General features: G+C 64.8%; 10 protein-coding genes and 3 pseudogenes. 7 read left to right on the top strand and 6 right to left on the bottom strand.

Features of this window, described 5'->3' with window-relative positions; all coding sequences use genetic code 11:
* Nucleotides 1-16: 16 nt before the first annotated feature.
* The 5 genes and pseudogenes from kdpA to X757_RS149320 all read left to right on the top strand — a co-directional run bounded on the left by kdpA (nt 17) and on the right by X757_RS149320 (nt 8115).
* A pseudogene (gene kdpA / locus X757_RS01000000164870) lies at nt 17-1703 on the top strand (potassium-transporting ATPase subunit KdpA).
* Nucleotides 1704-1935: 232 nt separating this feature from the next.
* Nucleotides 1936-4040, top strand: a pseudogene (kdpB, locus tag X757_RS01000000164865) (potassium-transporting ATPase subunit KdpB).
* A gap of 12 nt (nt 4041-4052) precedes the next feature.
* Nucleotides 4053-4619, top strand: a complete 567-nt coding sequence (kdpC, locus tag X757_RS149315) for a potassium-transporting ATPase subunit KdpC (protein ID WP_023686547.1) — start codon at nt 4053-4055, stop codon at nt 4617-4619.
* Between the two features lie 67 nt (nt 4620-4686).
* Nucleotides 4687-7426 (top strand): annotated as a pseudogene (locus tag X757_RS01000000164860) (DUF4118 domain-containing protein).
* The gene (locus X757_RS149320) at nt 7423-8115 is read left to right on the top strand and encodes a response regulator transcription factor (RefSeq protein ID WP_023726472.1); all 693 of its coding nucleotides are present in this window, start codon (nt 7423-7425) and stop codon (nt 8113-8115) included. The pseudogene X757_RS01000000164860 and the gene X757_RS149320 overlap by 4 nt, the downstream one beginning before the upstream one ends.
* A 15-nt stretch (nt 8116-8130) precedes the next feature.
* Here X757_RS149320 and X757_RS0134040 read toward each other — a convergent pair whose 3' ends face one another.
* Complete coding sequence (locus X757_RS0134040; RefSeq protein WP_023669715.1) at nt 8131-8721, bottom strand: invasion associated locus B family protein; 591 nt, start codon at nt 8719-8721, stop codon at nt 8131-8133.
* 248 nt (nt 8722-8969) lie between these two features.
* Here X757_RS0134040 and X757_RS149325 point away from each other — a divergent pair, with 248 nt between their 5' ends.
* Both X757_RS149325 and X757_RS149330 read left to right on the top strand, forming a co-directional pair.
* Nucleotides 8970-9242: a hypothetical protein gene (locus X757_RS149325; RefSeq protein ID WP_023669716.1), complete on the top strand. Its 273-nt coding sequence runs from the start codon at nt 8970-8972 to the stop codon at nt 9240-9242.
* A 120-nt stretch (nt 9243-9362) separates the two neighbouring features.
* Nucleotides 9363-9839: an NUDIX hydrolase gene (locus X757_RS149330; protein WP_023669717.1), complete on the top strand. Its 477-nt coding sequence runs from the start codon at nt 9363-9365 to the stop codon at nt 9837-9839.
* A gap of 6 nt (nt 9840-9845) precedes the next feature.
* On the opposite strand, the gene X757_RS0134035 is transcribed toward X757_RS149330, so the two are convergent.
* The 5 genes from X757_RS0134035 to X757_RS149345 all read right to left on the bottom strand — a co-directional run bounded on the left by X757_RS0134035 (nt 9846) and on the right by X757_RS149345 (nt 15070).
* A complete protein-coding gene (locus tag X757_RS0134035) occupies nt 9846-10712 on the bottom strand; it encodes a citryl-CoA lyase (protein WP_031196006.1) in 867 nt (288 codons plus the stop codon).
* Nucleotides 10709-11887: a CaiB/BaiF CoA-transferase family protein gene (locus tag X757_RS0134030; RefSeq protein ID WP_031196007.1), complete on the bottom strand. Its 1179-nt coding sequence runs from the start codon at nt 11885-11887 to the stop codon at nt 10709-10711. Before X757_RS0134030 ends, X757_RS0134035 begins: the two co-directional genes overlap by 4 nt.
* Before the next feature lie 15 nt (nt 11888-11902).
* A complete protein-coding gene (locus tag X757_RS149335) occupies nt 11903-13426 on the bottom strand; it encodes a tripartite tricarboxylate transporter permease (protein WP_023686551.1) in 1524 nt (507 codons plus the stop codon).
* A 4-nt stretch (nt 13427-13430) separates the two neighbouring features.
* Nucleotides 13431-13967 (bottom strand): tripartite tricarboxylate transporter TctB family protein, encoded by a 537-nt coding sequence (locus X757_RS149340; protein WP_023726471.1) that lies wholly within the window; start codon nt 13965-13967, stop codon nt 13431-13433.
* Nucleotides 13968-14092: 125 nt separating this feature from the next.
* The gene (locus X757_RS149345; RefSeq protein WP_023726470.1) at nt 14093-15070 is read right to left on the bottom strand and encodes a tripartite tricarboxylate transporter substrate binding protein; all 978 of its coding nucleotides are present in this window, start codon (nt 15068-15070) and stop codon (nt 14093-14095) included.
* Nucleotide 15071 lies beyond the last annotated feature (1 nt).

Raw genomic sequence — 15071 nt, 5'->3', positions numbered from 1 at the left:
CAAGGCACGGAAACCCATGACACTCAACGGATGGATACAGATCCTGGTTTATTGCGGGATCGTCGTTTTGCTGGTGAAGCCGCTCGGCGGCTACATGTACCGCGTCTTCAATGGCGATCGCACCTTTCTCTCGCCCATACTCGGGCCCGTTGAGCGCGGCCTCTACCGCATTTCGGGAACCAGCGAGCGCGAGGAGCAGCACTGGACGACCTACGCGGCAGGAATCATCTTCTTCAGCCTTGCCAGCTTCCTGGTGCTGTACTTTCTGCAACGCCTGCAGGGCGTCCTGCCTTACAATCCGGCCGGGATGGCATCGGTCGAACCCAATCTCGCCTTCAACACTGCCGTCAGCTTCGTCACCAACACCAACTGGCAGAATTACGGCGGCGAAAGCACGTTGTCCTACCTCGTGCAGATGGCCGGCCTGACTGTTCAGAACTTCATGTCCGCCGCCGTCGGCATTGCCATTGCGGTGGCGCTGATCCGCGGCTTCGCCCGCGCCTCGGCCAAATCGATCGGCAATTTCTGGGTCGATATGACCCGCTGCACGCTCTACATCCTGCTGCCGCTCAGCATCGTGCTCACCCTTGTCTATGTCTGGCTCGGCATGCCGCAGACGCTCGGGCCTTATGTCGACGCCACCACGCTGGAGGGCGCCAAGCAGACGCTCGCCCTTGGGCCGGTCGCCTCGCAGGTCGCCATCAAGATGCTCGGCACCAATGGCGGCGGCTTCTTCAACGCCAATGCCGCGCATCCTTTCGAAAACCCCGACGCCATCTCCAACATGATCCAGATGGTGACGATCTTCGCGCTGGGTGCTGCACTCACCAACGTCTTCGGCCGCATGGTCGGCAACCAGCGCCAGGGCTGGGCGATCCTGGCCACGATGGGTGTGCTGTTCATCGCTGGCGTCGTTATCTGCTACTGGGCGGAAGCCGCGGGCAATCCGCAGATCGGAAGAGCACACGTCTGANAAGGAGAGCCGCTTCGGCATTGCCGCTTCGGCACTATTCGCCGTCATCACCACGGCTGCGAGCTGCGGTGCGGTGAACGCCATGCATGACTCGTTCACAGCACTTGGCGGCCTGGTCCCGATGCTCAACATGCAGCTCGGCGAAGTCATCGTCGGCGGCGTCGGCGCCGGCTTCTACGGCATCGTCATGTTCATCGTCATCACCGTGTTCGTCGCCGGCCTGATGGTTGGCCGCACGCCCGAATATCTCGGCAAGAAGATCGAGGCCAAGGAGGTCAAGATGGCAATGCTCGCCATCCTCGCTCTGCCGTTGGTCATGCTGGTCTTCACGGCAATAGCGGTCGTGCTGCCAAGCGCCGTCGCCTCGATGGCCAATGGCGGTCCGCATGGCTTCTCCGAGGTTCTTTATGCCTACACTTCGGCGGCGGCCAACAACGGCTCGGCCTTTGGCGGCCTTTCCGGCAACACGCCCTGGTACAACATCACGCTCGGCATCTCCATGTGGGTGGGTCGCTTCTTCGTCATCATTCCAGCGCTTGCCATTGCCGGCTCGCTAGCGACGAAGAAGACGGTTCCGGCTTCCGCCGGCACCTTCCCGACCGACGGCCCGCTGTTCGTCGGCCTGCTCGTCGGCGTCATCCTGATCGTCGTCGGCCTGACCTTCTTCCCGGCACTGGCGATCGGACCGATCGTCGAGCACCTGGCTGCCATCAACGGCCAGACATTCTGAGGCTTGTCATGTCCTGGTTCTACCCAAAACGCATGAAGGCCCGGCCGCGAGCCGGCCCACGAGCCGGCAATGAGGGGGAGGAAACGCCCCCTCCCTTCCCCAGCGTATCTACCTTCCTCGGCCTCGCGGCAGTCATGATCGTGATCTGGCTGCTGGCCTATGGTCCGCCGCCCCTCTTTTCGGCATCCGATCGGTCGGTGCCGGCCAACAGTTCAGATACTGGAGCCACCAAATGAGCCAGTCCAAATCCGCGAGCATCATGGATGCCCGCATCCTGTGGCCGGCCATCGGCGGCGCCTTCAGGAAACTCGACCCCCGCACGCTGGTCAGGAACCCGGTGATGTTCGTCGTCGCCATCGTCTCGCTTCTTACCACGGTCCTGTTCGTCAAGGATCTCGCCACCGGCGGCGGCGATTTCGGCTTTACGCTGCAGATCATCATCTGGCTGTGGTTCACCGTGCTGTTCGCCAACTTCGCCGAGGCCGTCGCCGAAGGCCGCGGCAAGGCGCAGGCCGATTCGCTGCGCAAGGCGCGCACCGAAACCCAGGCCAAGCTGCTTGCCGGCGAAGACCGCTCCAGGTTCAAGCTGGTGCCCGGCACCAGCCTGAAGGTTGGCGACATCGTGCTGGTCGAAGCCGGCGACATCATCCCGTCCGACGGTGAAGTGATCGAAGGCGTGGCCTCGGTCAACGAGGCGGCAATCACCGGCGAGTCCGCACCCGTCATTCGCGAATCCGGCGGCGACCGTTCGGCGGTCACCGGCGGCACGCAGGTTCTGTCCGACTGGATTCGCGTGCGCATATCAGCGGCCTCCGGCCACACCTTCCTCGACCGCATGATCTCGCTGGTCGAGGGTGCCTCGCGCCAGAAGACNGCCAGAAGACGCCCAACGAGATCGCGCTCAACATCCTGCTCGTCGGCATGACGCTGATCTTCGTGCTGGCCACCGCCACGATCCCGAGCTTTGCCTCCTATTCCGGCGGCTATATCCCGGTGACGGTGCTGGTCGCGCTGTTCGTCACCTTGATCCCGACCACCATCGGCGCCCTGCTGTCGGCCATCGGCATTGCCGGCATGGACCGCCTGGTGCGCTTCAACGTGCTGGCCATGTCCGGCCGTGCCGTCGAAGCGGCGGGCGACGTCGATACGCTTTTGCTCGACAAGACCGGCACCATCACGCTCGGCAACCGCCAGGCCACCGAATTCCGCCCGGTCAAGGGCGCCACCGAACAGGAACTGGCCGATGCCGCGCAGCTCGCCTCGCTCGCCGACGAGACGCCTGAGGGACGCTCGATCGTCGTGCTGGCCAAGGAGAAATACGCCATCCGCGCCCGTGACATGGCAACCTTGCATGCCAGCTTCGTGCCCTTCACCGCGCAGACCCGGATGAGCGGCGTCGACATCGATGGCTCGTCGGTGCGCAAGGGCGCCGTCGATTCGGTTCTCGCCTATGTCAGCCAGTCGTCATCGGCCACTCACGGCACGCGCCCCGGCAGCGACACCGTCAAGGATCTCCAGGCGATCGCCGACGAGATCGCCAAGTCGGGCGGCACGCCGCTGGCCGTCGAGCGTGACGGCCGCCTGCTCGGCGTCGTCCACCTCAAGGACATCGTCAAGGGTGGTATCCGCGAGCGCTTTGCCGAACTGCGCAAAATGGGCATCCGCACCGTGATGATCACCGGCGACAATCCGATGACTGCGGCGGCGATCGCAGCCGAAGCCGGCGTCGACGATTTCCTCGCCCAGGCCACGCCCGAGGACAAGCTGAAGCTGATCCGCGACGAACAGGCCAAGGGCAAGCTGGTCGCCATGTGCGGTGACGGCACCAACGACGCGCCGGCCTTGGCGCAGGCCGATGTCGGCGTCGCCATGAACACCGGCACGGTTGCCGCCCGCGAGGCCGGCAACATGATCGACCTCGATAGTGACCCGACCAAGCTGATCGAGATCGTCGAGATCGGCAAGGCGCTGCTGATGACGCGCGGCTCGCTGACGACCTTCTCGATCGCCAACGACGTCGCCAAATACTTCGCCATCATCCCGGCCATGTTTGCCGTCTTCTACGTTGCGCCGGGACATACAATCGGCCCCCTGCAAGCGCTCAACATCATGCATCTGGCGACGCCGCAGAGCGCCATCCTGTCGGCCATCATCTTCAACGCGCTGATCATCATCGCTCTGATCCCGCTGTCGCTTAAAGGCGTCAAATACCGCGCCATCGGCGCCGGCGCGCTGCTCAGCCGCAACCTGCTGGTCTACGGCCTCGGCGGCATCATCGTTCCCTTCGTCGGCATCAAGGCGATCGACATGATCGTCACCGGCCTCGGCCTCGCTTAAGGAAATACGTCCATGCTCACTCAGATAAGACCCGCTGTTATCATGATCGTCTTTTTCACCGTTTTGACCGGCCTGATCTATCCCCTGGGCATGACCGGCATCGCCCAGGCGCTGTTTCCGCACCAGGCCAATGGCAGCTTGATCGAGAAAAACGGCACGGTCATCGGCTCCGAACTGATCGGCCAGGGCTTTGCCGACGACAAGTATTTCCATGGCCGCCCCTCGGCTGCCGGCGACGGATACAACGCCGCAGCGTCCAGCGGCTCCAATCTCGGTCCAACCAACCCCAAGCTGATCGACCGCATCAAGGCCGACGCCGAAAAGCTGAAGGCGGAGAACCCGAACCAGCCGGTGCCGATGGATCTGGTGACGACGTCCGGCAGCGGCCTCGACCCCGCCATCAGCCCGGACGCCGCCTATTTCCAGGTCGCTCGGGTGGCCAAGGCCAGGGGCTTCGACGAAGCCAAGGTCAAGGCGCTTGTCGACAGCCATGTCGAAGGCCGCGAACTCGGCTTCCTCGGCGAGCCGGTCGTCAATGTGCTGGCGCTCAACCTGGCACTGGACGATACCAAGCAGTGAGAGACAATCTCTGAAGCCAGGGGCCAGGGATCGACACGATCCTCGGCGCCGTTCATGATCGAGCCTGATGCCGGACGCCAGAAGCAACTATACCAGACCCTCTCCGGACGCGCTGCTCGAGCATGCGGAACGGGAAGAGCGCGGCCGCCTGCGGATATTTCTGGGTGCTGCACCCGGTGTCGGCAAGACCTACGAAATGCTGATGGCCGGCCGCGCCATGCTTGCCGACGGCATCGACGTGGTCATCGGCATCGTCGAAACCCACGGCCGCAAGGAAACCCTGGCGCTGGTCCAAGGCTACGAGGTCATCCCGCGCCAGAAGGTCGACTACAGAGGCCGCGTGCTGGACGAGATGGACATCGATGCCATTCTCGCCCGCCGGCCGGCGCTGGTGCTCGTCGACGAACTCGCCCACACCAATGCGCCAGGCAGCCGCCACCCCAAGCGCTATCTCGACGTCCAGGAAATCCTGACGCGCGGCATCGATGTCTACACCACGCTCAACATCCAGCATGTCGAGAGCCTGAATGACGTGGTGGCGCAGATCACCCGGGTCAGGGTGCGCGAAACGGTCCCGGACTCCCTCATCGACCAGGCCGATGACATCGAGATCATCGACCTCACGCCCGACGACCTGATCAAGCGGCTGAAAGAGGGCAAGGTCTATTTCCCCAACACTGCCCAGCGCGCAGTCGAAAACTATTTCTCGCCGGGCAATCTGACCGCGCTTCGGGAATTGGCGCTGCGCCGCACCGCCCAGCGCGTCGACGAGCAGTTGCTCAACCACATGCAGTCGCACGCGATTCCCGGCCCTTGGGCGGCGGGCGAAAGGGTGCTCGTCTGCGTCGATGCGCGTCCGGGCGGAGCGTCTCGTGTCCGCTATGCGCGCCGGCTGGCCGACCGGCTGCGCGCACCGTGGACGGCGCTGCATGTCGACACGCCGCGTTCGGCCGCCATGTCGGAGGAAGACAAGGACCAGCTGGCCACGCTCTTGCGCCTGGCCGAGCAGCTCGGCGCCGAGGTGACGACCATTCCGGGCCAGAACGTCGCCCAGGACATCGTCCGCCACGCCACGGCCAACAACTTCACCCATATCGTCGTCGGCAGGCCGACCCGCTCGCGCTGGCGCGAACTGATCGAGGGTTCGCTCACCTACGATCTGATCCGCAATGCCGGCGATATCAGCGTCCATGTCATTTCAGGAACGGAGCGCGACAACGAGGCCACGTCGAGGGTCAAGGCGGCGGCCGAGCAGACGCCATTTCAAATCTGGCCTTATCTTTTCTCGACCGTCTATGTCGCCGGCGCGCTTGCCGTCAGCGCCATCCTCGATCAGTTCCTCGACGTTCGCAACCTTGCCAGCGTGCTGCTGCTGGCGGTGCTGACATCGGCAGTGACCTTTGGCCTGTGGCCGGCGCTGTACGCCTGTTTCCTCAGCGCCATTGCCTTCAACTTCTTCTTTCTCGAGCCGCGCTACACGATGACGATCCGCGATCCGGAGAGCATCGTTGCCTTCGCCGTCTNCCGTCTTCCTCGTCGTTGCCGTCATCGCCAGCAATCTGACGGCGCGTGTGCAGCGTCAGGCAGCCGCCGCCCGTTCACGCGCCCGGGCCACCGAGGACATCTACCTCTTTTCAAAGAAGCTCGCCGGCGCCGGCACGCTCGACGACGTTTTGTGGGCCACAGCCTTCCAGATCGCCTCGATGCTGAAGCTGCGCGTGGTGCTGCTTTTGCCGGAAGAAGGCACGATCACCGTCAAGGCCGGTTATCCCCCCGATGACACGCTGGCCGAGGCCGACATCGCGGCTGCACGCTGGGCTTGGGAACACAACCGGGCTGCCGGCCGTGGCGCCGATACCCTGCCCGGGGCAAAACGCCTCTACCTCCCCTTGCGCACCGCACGCACGGCCGTCGGCGTCGTCGGCCTCGACAATGACAAGCAAGGCCCGCTGCTGACGCCCGAGCAACAGCGCCTGCTCGACGCGCTGGCCGACCAGGCGGCGGTTGCCATCGAGCGCATCCAGCTGGTCGCCGATGTCGACCGCGCCAGGCTGGCGGCCGAGGCCGACCGCTTGCGCTCGGCACTGCTGACGTCGATCTCGCATGATCTGAAGACGCCGCTGGCGGCCATCATGGGCGCGGCCGGCACGCTCAGGGAATTTGCGCCGGCACTGCCCGAGAACGATCGGGCCGAGCTGCTGACCACCGTGCTCGACGAGTCCGAACGGCTGAACCGCTTCATCGCCAATCTGCTCGACATGACGAAGATTGAATCGGGCGCCATGGAACCGAATTTCGCCCTGCACTATGTCGGCGATGTCGTTGGCTCGGCCTTGCAGCGGGCACGCAAGATCACTGCCGGGCACAAGACCGAGGTTGATATTCCGGCCGACCTGCCGATGCTGAAGCTTGATCCCGTGCTGTTCGAACAAATGCTGTTCAATCTGCTCGACAATGCCGCGAAATACGCGCCACAGGGATCGACAATCCGGCTGCAGGGCTGGGCCGACAATGGCTCCGTCGCGCTGCAGATCATGGATGAGGGACCGGGCATTCCGCCCGCCGACCTGGAGCGCGTCTTCGACAGCTTTTACCGGGTGCGCAAGCGCGATCAGGTCCAGGCCGGCACCGGGCTCGGCCTGTCGATCTGCCGGGGCTTCATCGAGGCGATGGGCGGCACGATCATGGCGGCGAACCGCAGCGATCGCCCGGGCGCAGTCTTCACAATCCGCATGCCGAGGTTGGTACAATCGTCCGATACGGACGTATCAGGTGTGGACGAGCAAGCATCTGGTGATCCGGCATGACAAATTCCAACGTCAGCATACTGGTCGTCGATGACGAGCCGCCGATCCGCAAACTGCTGCGCGTCGGCCTCGGCAGCCAGGGCTATGCGGTCAGCGAGGCGCCCAATGCTGGGGCCGCGATCGAACTCGTCGATGCACAAAAGCCGGATCTGATCCTGCTCGACCTCGGCCTGCCCGGCATGGGTGGCCTCGATCTCCTGCGGAAATGGCGCGGCGACGGCCTCGACGTGCCCGTGGTCATCCTGTCCAGCCGCACCGACGAAGCCGGCATCGTCGCGGCGCTCGAACTCGGCGCTGACGACTACATCACCAAGCCGTTCGGCATGAACGAGCTGGTCGCCCGCATCCGCGTCGCGCTGCGCCACAAATTCCAGCAGCAGGGCGAGAAGCCGGTGTTTCAGACCGGCGATCTCTCGGTCGACCTGGTCAAGCGCATCGTCAAGGTCGAAGGCAAGGAGATAAAGCTCTCCCCCAAGGAATACGACATATTGCGTATTATGGTGCAGCATGCCGGCAAGGTGCTGACCCACCATTTCATTCTGAAGCAGGTGTGGGGCGATTCGACCGACGTGCAGTATCTCAGGGTCTATGTCCGCCAGCTCCGGCAGAAGATCGAAAAGTCGCCCGACCAGCCGCGCTACATCACCACCGAGACCGGGGTGGGGTACCGGCTGCGCGAGGTTGAGTGACCGGACGTTTTCCGCTCAGTCCGCCGAGAGTTCCGCGGTCCGTGCCAGTGCGCCGCCGAAGCCGTTGAGCGGGATGGTGAAACTCACCGCTTGACCGGTGTCGGCCGCGAAGGCGTCGATCTTCAGCGTGGTGGCTGCCTTGAGCAGCGGCGTGACGCTGGCATCGAACGCCACCGGCACCAGGCAGCCGACGGCCTGGCAGGTGTTGAACGGCAAGCTGCCTTCCAGCTTCTGGTCGTCGATGGTCAGGCTGACTCCTTTGGCGAGCGCCAGGCCGAACGGCAGCGCCAGCGTTCCGGCGGCATCCTCGCCGCTCTTGCTCGACAGCTCGATCGCCAGCAGGCGCTGGTTGGACTGCTTGTTGAACTGCTGATGCGACAGGCTGCAAACCTTGGCCGTGCCGGTTACCTGGCAATTGACCGTCCAGTCGCCATGTGTCTCGGACAGCGCCGAGGCGCCGCCAGGCAATGTCGGGCCGGCAGCAGGGGCGGGCGCTGCGGCGGCAGGCGCCGCCTTGTCGGTCTTGGTTTGCGCCGCGACTGCCACCGGGCCAAGAATACAGATGCTGCCCAGTAGCGCCGCGAAATATACTTGCCTGCTTTTCATCAATATGCTCCCGATTGTGCCTCGAGTCAGCCGCGATTGAGGCCGAGATCCGCGCCCGATAGAGCGGTCAATCGATCTTTTCTGTCAAGTGCGGCCGGGCCGCTTCCTCAGGGATTTCGCCAACCCGTGGCAGATCGGCCCATGGCAGACCGGCCCATGGCAGATCGAGACGAACGCCCTATATAGAGAGGAGGTTATATCTGTACGGGAATGAACTGATGTCGACGCTTCGCCTATCGACAGTTCTCATGTCGGCAATGCTGGCGGCGGCAACGCTCGCCGGCATCATGCAATCTGCTGCGGCTCAGTCCGTCAATCCCAGCGCCAACCGGCTGATCCAGCAGAACCAGCTGCAGCAATTGCGCAACAGCCTGCAGCGGCAGCAGTTCCAGCAACAGCAGCAGCAATATCGCGAGCAGGACCGTCGGATCGTGCCGCAGCCGCGCCCCGAAGTGCCCGTCGTCCGGCAAGCTTGTCCGATTCAGATCGTCAACAACCAGATTGTGCGTGTTTGCCGTTGATATCGGTCGCTTGCGATTTACTTAGTCGACTTATTTACTAAAAATGCTCATTGCCTCGCGGGCATATCAGGGTTTGCAGGCGGCGTGCGGCGGTGCGCCCGCCGACCGGATTTTCAGCACATGGCGACGACGAAGAAAAAGGCGGTACGCAAGGCAAGGCGAGGCGAACGCATTCGCCAGGTCGCCGCCATTCCCTTTCGTCTGGACGTTTCAGGCAATTTCGAAGTGATGCTGGTGACGTCGCGAGCGACGAAGCGCTTTATCGTGCCCAAGGGCTGGCCGATGAAAGGAAAGAGCGGGCGCAAGGCCGCCACCATCGAGGCGCGCGAAGAAGCCGGCGTGCTCGGCAAGACCCGCAAGGCGCCGGCCGGCAGCTATTCCTACTGGAAACGGCTGGAGCACAATTTTGTGCGCGTCGACGTCGTCGTCTATCTGTTGGAGGTGTCCGAGGAACTGGCCAACTGGCAGGAGGCCAAGAGCCGCCAGCGGGCATGGCTCAAGCCGCAGGACGCGGCGTTGCTCATCGATGAGCCGGATCTCTCGACGCTGATGGCCAACCTGGCGCCGCCTCAGCCTGCGGTGCCGGACCCGGCCTGACCAACCTCACTTGCCCTCGTCCCCTTCAGCGGGACCCTCATCCCCCTCAGCGGGAAATGGCCGCAGCGGCGTGCCCGTATAGGCCCACAGCCATTCGCGCGGCAGCGGCCCTTTGTTGCGCTCGCTTTGCTGCGACTGTTCCCATGCATGCGCCAGGATGCCGACCGAGCGCGAGAGCACGAACAGGCCGCGCGTCAACGGCGGCGGAAAGCCGAGCTCGCCATAGATGACGGCGGTGGCGCCGTCGATGTTGAGCGGTATTTTCTTCCCCTTGCGCCGTGCCACCTCTGATTCGACGGCCTCGGCGATGTCGGCAAAGCGTCCGCTGACGACGCCGCGCGCGGCAAACTCGCGCGTCACTGCGATCAGGCGCGGCGCGCGCGGATCGACCGGGTGGAAGCGATGGCCGAATCCCGGCACATAGCCTTTCTCCTCGGCGAAGAAACGGTCGAGCCGTGCGGCTACGGCTTGGTCCAGCGCAACACCCTGGTCAAGTGCCACGGCAATGTCGCCATAGAAGGACAGCGCCTGTTCGCCGGCGCCGCCATGCACGTCACCCAGCACGTTGACGGCGGACGCCATGGCGCTGTTGATGCCGACGCCGCAGGTGATGGCCATGCGGGCAATGGCGATCGACGGCGCCTGCGGCCCGTGGTCGACGGCCGCCCCCAGCGCAATGCCGAGCAGCGCCGCCTGCTCCTCGCTCGGCAATTCGCCGCGCAGCATCAGCCAGATCGTGGCCGGAAAGCTGACGCGGCCGATCAGCTCCTGGATTTCATAGCCGCGCAGCCGGATAATGCCGGGGCTCATCTCGATGATGCCGGTCTGCCACCATTCCTCGCCGCGTTCGCGGCCGGTTTTTCTCTCGCTCACGCGCTTCTCCTGGCGCGCGGCGGCAGGGTGGAAAAAACCTCGTCCATATGCTCGCCCAGCACAGGCGGCGGCAGGACCGGCAAGGGTGCCGCGCCATCGACCATGAAGCCGCCGCGCACCACGGTCAGCGGCTGCGCCATGCCGGGCAGACCCTGGAAACGCGTGGTCATGTCGCGCTCGACCACCTGGCGCTCGCCAAGCACTTGGGGGATCGTCAGCACCCGGCCCGCCGGCACGCCGGCGCGGTTGAATTTTTCCTCCCAGGCTGCGGCCGAGGCGCTCGCCAAGGCCGTCTCGATCAGCACCTTCAGCACAGCGCGGTTCTGCTTGCGCGTCTCGCGCTCGGCAAAGCGCGGATCGTCGGCCAGTTCCGGCTGGCCGATCAGCCGGCAAAGCGTGACGAACTGCTCCTGCTTGTTGGCGGCGATGTTGAGCAGGCCGTCGCCGGTGCGAAACGCGCCGGAGGGCGCAGCCGTCATGTTCTCATTGCCCATCGGCTGCGGCTCGACGCCGGCGGTCAGATAGTTGGACACCGGCCAGCCCAGCGCCGACAGCGTGCATTCGAGCATCGAGACATCGAGAAACGCGCCCTCGCCCGAGGTCTTCTGCTTGACCAGCGCCGCGGCGATGGCGAAGGCCCCGACCAGCCCGCCCAGCGTGTCGGCGACGGGATAGCCGACCCGCAAGGGTGCGGTCTCCGGCGTGCCGGTGATGCTCATGATGCCGGACAGCCCCTGGATGATCTGGTCGTAGGCCGGATTGTCGCGCATCGGCCCGGTCTGGCCGAACCCCGATATGGCGCAATAGACGAGACCCGGACGAACCGCTTTCAGCGCCTCATAGCCAAGCCCCAGCCGCCCCATCACGCCCGGTCGAAAGTTCTCGACCAGCGCATCGGCGGAGGCGACGAGATCGAGGAAGCGTTCGCGGTCGGCTTCGCTTTTGAGATCCAGCACCACCGATCGCTTGCCGGCATTCTGCGCCAGGAACGACGCGCCCATCCCCGCCTCGTTGAGCGCCGGCGAGGCGCCGAGCTGGCGCGCCAGATCGCCGCCTTGCGGCGTCTCGACCTTGATGACATCGGCGCCGAGCAGCGCCAGCTGGTAGGCACAATAAGGGCCCGCCAGCACATTGGTCAGGTCGAGAATGCGGATGCCGGCAAGCAGATCGGTCATGATGCTCCAGGTCGCTCAGGCATCGCCCGGCACATGCTCGGGTCCGCGCCGGCGCCGATGCTCGATGAAGGCCCAGATATGCGGACCGGCGAGCCCGATGAAGGCAAGGATCAGCAGCACCAGCGACAGCTTGTGGGTGTAGAACACCGACCAGTCGCCGTTCGAGATCGTCATCGCCCGGCGGAACTGCGTTTCGGCAAGCGGCCCCAGGATCATGCCGATGATGACCGGCGCGGTCGGGAAATCGAAGCGCCGCATCAGGAAGCCGGCGGCCCCCAGGAGATAGAGGATGACGAGGTCGATCGGCGATTGCGAGATGCCGTAGGTGCCGACGGTGGCGAACACCAGGATGCCGGCATAGAGCTGCGGCGCCGGGATTTTCAACAGCCGTACCCACAGCCCGATCAGCGGCAGGTTGAGGACGACCAGGATGACGTTGGCGATGAACAGGCTGGCGATCAGGCCCCAGACCAGATCGGCCTGCGTCGTCAACAGCAGCGGTCCCGGATTGATGCCGTAGCTCTGGAAGGCCGACAGCATGATTGCGGCGGTCGCCGAGGTCGGCAGGCCAAGGGTGAGCATCGGCACCAGCACGCCGGCGGCAGACGCATTGTTGGCGGCTTCCGGTCCGGCAACGCCCTCGATGGCGCCGACCGTGCCGAACTCCTCCTTGTGCTTCGACAGCTTCTTTTCGATGGCGTAGGACAGGAAGGTCGGGATCTCGGCGCCGCCGGCAGGCATGGCGCCGATCGGGAAGCCGATGAAAGCGCCGCGCAGCCATGGCTTCCACGAGCGCCCCCATTCGGCCGCGGTCATGTAGAGCGAGCCCTTGAGCGGCACGATCTCGTCCTTGCCGGCATAGCGGCGCGAGGCCATGTAGAGCGTCTCGCCGACGGCAAACAGGCCGACCGCGGCAATGATGACATCGACGCCATCGAGCAGTTCGTTCATGCCGAAGGTGAAGCGCGGCTGTCCCGTCTGCAGGTCGACGCCAATCATGCCGATGACGAAGCCGATGAACAGGCTGGTGAGGCCGCGCACGGAGGACGAGCCGAGCACCGCCGACACCGTGATGAAGGCAAGCACCATCAGCGAGAAATATTCGGCCGGCCCGAAGGCGAGCGCGAACTTCACCACCACCGGGGCCAGGAAGGCGACGCCCATCGTGCCGATGGTGCCGGCGACGAAGGAGCCGATCGCCGAGGTCGCCAGTGCCGCGCCGCCGCGACCCGAGCGGGCCATCCTGTTGCCTTCCAGCGCGGTGACGATGGTGGCGCTTTCGCCCGGCGTGTTGAGCAGGATCGAGGTCGTCGAGCCGCCATACATGGCGCCGTAATAGATGCCGGCAAACAGGATGAAGGACGCCTCCGGCGCCACCTGGTAGGTGATCGGCAGCAGCAGCGCGATGGTCAGCGCCGGCCCGAGGCCGGGCAGCACGCCGATGGCCGTGCCGAGCGTGGTGCCGACCAGGCACCACAGCAGGTTCATCGGCGAGAAAGCGACGGAAAATCCGTGGGCGAGATGGCCGAGCGTCTCCATGGCGTCAGCCCCTCGCAGTGGCGATGATCGCGTCGATCACCGTGTTCAGCTGGTTTTCGATGAAGCCGGCGCCAATGTTGACGCCGAGCGCCCTGGCAAAGCCGAAATAGGCGGCAAGCGCCAGGATCAGGCCGGTCAGCGCATCGCGCAGCGTGTGCTTGCTGCCGAAGCCATAACAGACGAGCACGAACATGATGACCGAGGCGGCGGTGAAGCCGAGCGGCTGGATCAGCACCAGATTGGCGACCAGGCCGGCAACGACGATGCCCATGGCCTTCCAGTCGGTCGGCGTTTCCTTTTCCTCCTGCGGCTGCCAGCCGCCGCGCAGCGCGGCGACGATGAGCAGCAGCGAAAGCACGATCATGCCTGTCATGGTGATGTAGGGGAAGATGGTCGGCCCGACCTTGGAATAGAGCGGCGAAACCGGGATCGCCAGGGTCTGCCACGCCACGGCCGCGGCACAGGCGAGAAGCCCGATGCCGATCAACAATTCGGGCATGGCAAGGCGCGGGGGCGCCGGCTGCTGGTCGCTGGTGCTCATCGATGTCCTCCCGAGATGGCCGGCATCCTCCCGCCGGCCGCATCCGCAGTTTCACTCCCAGCGCATGATATGTCCATGCCGCAGGCTAATGTCGGAAGGGGCGGCCGTGGCCGCCCCTGAAGACATCAGGCGAGGCCGAGATCCTTGAGGATCGCGGTGATGCGGGCGGTGTCGTCGACGAGGAATTTCGCATAATCGTCGCCGGTCAGAAGGATGGGGGTCCAGTTGCGGTTCTTGCATTCGGCTGCCCAGGCATCGCTCTTGGCCATGGTCTCGATCATCGTGACCATCGCCGCCTTGTCGGCGTCGGAGACGCCTGGCGGTGCGAATACGCCGCGCCAGTTGAACAGTTCGACGTCGATGCCGGCTTCCTTCATCGTCGGTGCGTCGATGCCGTCCTGGCGCTTGTCGGCGGAGATCGCCAACAGCCGAAGCGCGCCCGCCTTGACCTGCTCGGAGAACTCGCCGAAGCCGGAAATGCCGGCCGCCACCTGGTTGCCGAGCAGCGCCGACAGCGCCTCGCCGCCGCCGGCGAAAGGCACATAGGAGAGGTTGGTTGCCGGAACGCCGACCGTCTTGGCGATCAGCCCGAACAGGATGTGGTCGGAGCCACCGGCCGAGCCGCCGGCCACCGGAACCTTGGTCGGATCCGCTTTGAGCGCGGCGACGAAATCGCCGGCCGTCTTGAACGGCGAATCCGCCGGCACCACCAGCGCCTCGAACTCGCCGGTGAGGCGAGCGATGGGCGTCACTTCGGAGAGGTTGTTGGCCGATTTGTTGGCGATGATGGCGCCGACCATGACCATGCCGGCCACCATCAGCGAATTGCCCTTGCCCTTCCACTGGCTGATGAACTGCGGCAGGCCGACAGTACCGCCGGCGCCGCCGACATTGGTGATCTGCGAGCCGGAGATCAGTTTTTCACTGCGCAGCACCTGGTCGATGGTGCGCCCCGTCTGGTCCCAGCCGCCGCCGGGCGCGGCCGGCACGAAGATCTGGATCTGCGGTGCATCCTGACCGAGGGCGGGCGTCAAATGCGTTGCAACGAATCCGGCAGCGCCTGCGGCCGCGGTGCTCATCAAAAATCTGCGTCTGTTCAGCATG

This window comes from Mesorhizobium sp. LSHC412B00 (assembly GCF_000503035.1).
Classification (GTDB): Bacteria; Pseudomonadota; Alphaproteobacteria; order Rhizobiales; family Rhizobiaceae; genus Mesorhizobium.
This window is presented reverse-complemented; position numbering and strand designations above follow the sequence as displayed.

What these genes read in the sequence shown, in the direction of transcription:
- kdpC (WP_023686547.1), top strand. Translation starts at nt 4,053, where the DNA reads ATGCTCACTCAGATAAGACCCGCTGTTATCATGATCGTCTTTTTCACC.
- X757_RS149320 (WP_023726472.1), top strand. Translation starts at nt 7,423, where the DNA reads ATGACAAATTCCAACGTCAGCATACTGGTCGTCGATGACGAGCCGCCG.
- X757_RS0134040 (WP_023669715.1), bottom strand. Translation starts at nt 8,721, where the DNA reads ATGAAAAGCAGGCAAGTATATTTCGCGGCGCTACTGGGCAGCATCTGT.
- X757_RS149325 (WP_023669716.1), top strand. Translation starts at nt 8,970, where the DNA reads ATGTCGGCAATGCTGGCGGCGGCAACGCTCGCCGGCATCATGCAATCT.
- X757_RS149330 (WP_023669717.1), top strand. Translation starts at nt 9,363, where the DNA reads ATGGCGACGACGAAGAAAAAGGCGGTACGCAAGGCAAGGCGAGGCGAA.
- X757_RS0134030 (WP_031196007.1), bottom strand. Translation starts at nt 11,887, where the DNA reads ATGACCGATCTGCTTGCCGGCATCCGCATTCTCGACCTGACCAATGTG.
- X757_RS149335 (WP_023686551.1), bottom strand. Translation starts at nt 13,426, where the DNA reads ATGGAGACGCTCGGCCATCTCGCCCACGGATTTTCCGTCGCTTTCTCG.
- X757_RS149340 (WP_023726471.1), bottom strand. Translation starts at nt 13,967, where the DNA reads ATGAGCACCAGCGACCAGCAGCCGGCGCCCCCGCGCCTTGCCATGCCC.
- X757_RS149345 (WP_023726470.1), bottom strand. Translation starts at nt 15,070, where the DNA reads ATGCTGAACAGACGCAGATTTTTGATGAGCACCGCGGCCGCAGGCGCT.